The sequence below is a fragment of the Amycolatopsis rhizosphaerae genome (genome assembly GCF_007713715.1).
Classification (GTDB): Bacteria; Actinomycetota; Actinomycetes; order Mycobacteriales; family Pseudonocardiaceae; genus Amycolatopsis_E; species Amycolatopsis_E rhizosphaerae.
This window is the reverse complement of the sequence record NZ_VJWX01000492.1, coordinates 2,501-5,273: the sequence shown is the minus strand read 5'-3', so window position 1 is coordinate 5,273 and position 2,773 is coordinate 2,501. Positions and strand designations below refer to the sequence as shown.

Annotated in this window: 2 rRNA genes (1 of these 2 only partly in view); both read right to left on the bottom strand. The window is 56.0% G+C overall.

The window, feature by feature from the left end:
* Nucleotides 1-2: 2 nt before the first annotated feature.
* Nucleotides 3-119 (bottom strand): 5S ribosomal RNA (gene rrf, locus FNH05_RS31390).
* An 82-nt stretch (nt 120-201) separates the two neighbouring features.
* Nucleotides 202-2,773 (bottom strand): 23S ribosomal RNA (locus tag FNH05_RS31385); it runs 540 nt beyond the window's last position.

Below are 2,773 nucleotides of genomic sequence, written 5' to 3'. Positions count from 1 at the left end.
GTGTTCGGCGGTGTCCTACTCTCCCACACCCCTTCGAGTGCAGTACCATCGGCGCTGGTGGGCTTAGCTTCCGGGTTCGGAATGGGACCGGGCGTTTCCCCACCGCCATGACCACCGAAACATTATGATCACACACAACCACTATCCAATTAACGGGTTGTGTGGTGTTTCAGAACCATAGAGTGGATGCGTAGCACCTTTGTAGACAAGTCCTCGGCCTATTAGTACCAGTCAACTCGAAAACACATTACTGTGCGTCCATTTCTGGCCTATCAACCCCATCGTCTCTAGGGGGCCTTAACCCACAAAGGGGTGGGAGACCTCATCTTGGAACAGGCTTCCCGCTTAGATGCCTTCAGCGGTTATCCCTTCCGAACGTAGCCAACCAGCCATGCCACTGGCGTGACAACTGGCATACCAGAGGTTCGTCCGTCCCGGTCCTCTCGTACTAGGGACAGCCTTCCTCAAGTCTCCTACGCGCGCGGCGGATAGGGACCGAACTGTCTCACGACGTTCTAAACCCAGCTCGCGTGCCGCTTTAATGGGCGAACAGCCCAACCCTTGGGACCTACTCCGGCCCCAGGATGCGACGAGCCGACATCGAGGTGCCAAACCATGCCGTCGATATGGACTCTTGGGCAAGATCAGCCTGTTATCCCCGGGGTACCTTTTATCCGTTGAGCGACACCCCTTCCACCAGGAGGTGCCGGATCACTAGTCCCGACTTTCGTCCCTGCTCGACCTGTCAGTCTCACAGTCAAGCTCCCTTGTGCACTTACACTCAACACCTGATTGCCAACCAGGCTGAGGGAACCTTTGGGCGCCTCCGTTACTCTTTAGGAGGCAACCGCCCCAGTTAAACTACCCACCAGGCACTGTCCCTGAACCGGATCACGGTCCGAGGTTCAGATTCCCAATCCGATCAGAGTGGTATTTCAACAATGACTCCACGAGAACTAGCGTCCCCGCTTCACAGTCTCCCACCTATCCTACACAAACCGAACCGAAAACCAATACCAAGCTATAGTAAAGGTCCCGGGGTCTTTCCGTCCTGCCGCGCGTAACGAGCATCTTTACTCGTAATGCAATTTCGCCGGGCCTGTGGTTGAGACAGCCGGAAAGTCGTTACGCCATTCGTGCAGGTCGGAACTTACCCGACAAGGAATTTCGCTACCTTAGGATGGTTATAGTTACCACCGCCGTTTACTGGCGCTTAAATTCTCAGCTTCGCCCCGAAGAGCTAACCGGTCCTCTTAACGTTCCAGCACCGGGCAGGCGTCAGTCCATATACATCGTCTTACGACTTCGCATGGACCTGTGTTTTTAGTAAACAGTCGCTTTCCGCTGGTCTCTGCGGCCAACTCACCCTAGCCCGCGAAGGGCTTCAAGTGCTTTGGCCCCCCTTCTCCCGAAGTTACGGGGGCATTTTGCCGAGTTCCTTAACCACAGTTCACCCGATCGCCTTAGTATTCTCTACCTGACCACCTGTGTCGGTTTGGGGTACGGGCCACACATGTTCTCGCTAGAGGCTTTTCTCGGCAGCATAGGATCACTCTACTTCACCTCAACGGCTACGCATCACGTCTCAGCCCATATGGAACACGGATTTACCTATGTTCCGGCCTACACGCTTACACCAGTACAACCACTCACTGGCGGAGCTACCTTCCTGCGTCACCCCATCGCTTAACTACTACACCATCAGGCCCCACGCTCACCAACCACCAATCCGAAGACCAGTAGCCAGCTCGGGTGGTTAGTATCCGGCGCCTCGCTATGGGCGAACACACGCGGGTACGGGAATATCAACCCGTTGTCCATCGACTACGCCTGTCGGCCTCGCCTTAGGTCCCGACTCACCCTGGGCAGATTAACTTGACCCAGGAACCCTTGGTCATCCGGCGGCAGAGGTTCTCACTCTGCATTCGCTACTCATGCCTGCATTCTCACTCCCACACCCTCCACCGCTAACTTACGTCACGGCTTCACTGGATGCAGGACGCTCCCCTACCCATCAACACGACTACACACAACCCACAAAGAGGTTGAGCGGATCTATAGTGTCAATGACACGGCTTCGGCGGTGTGCTTAAGCCCCGCTACATTGTCGGCGCAGGACCACTTGACCAGTGAGCTATTACGCACTCTTTCAAGGGTGGCTGCTTCTAAGCCAACCTCCTGGTTGTCTGGGCAATCCCACATCCTTTCCCACTGAGCACACACTTCGGGGCCTTAGCCGGTGTTCTGGGCTGTTTCCCTCTCGACGACGAAGCTTATCCCCCGCCGTCTCACTGCCGCGCTCTCACTCTCTGGTATTCGGAGTTTGGTTGACTTCGGTAACCCGGTAAGGCCCCTAGGCCATCCAGTAGCTCTACCCCCAGAGAGAAACACACGACGCTGCACCTAAATGCATTTCGGGGAGAACCAGCTATCACGGAGTTTGATTGGCCTTTCACCCCTACCCACAACTCATCCCCCAGGTTTTCAACCCTGGTGGGTTCGGGCCTCCACACCGTCTTACCGGCGCTTCACCCTGGCCATGGGTAGATCACTCCGCTTCGGGTCTAGACCACGCGACTCACACGCCCTATTCAGACTCGCTTTCGCTACGGCTACCCCACACGGGTTAACCTCGCCACGCAGCACTAACTCGCAGGCTCATTCTTCAAAAGGCACGCCATCACCCAAAGGCTCTGACGGCTTGTAGGCACACGGTTTCAGGTACTCTTTCACTCCCCTCCCGGGGTACTTTTCATCTTTCCCTCACGGTACT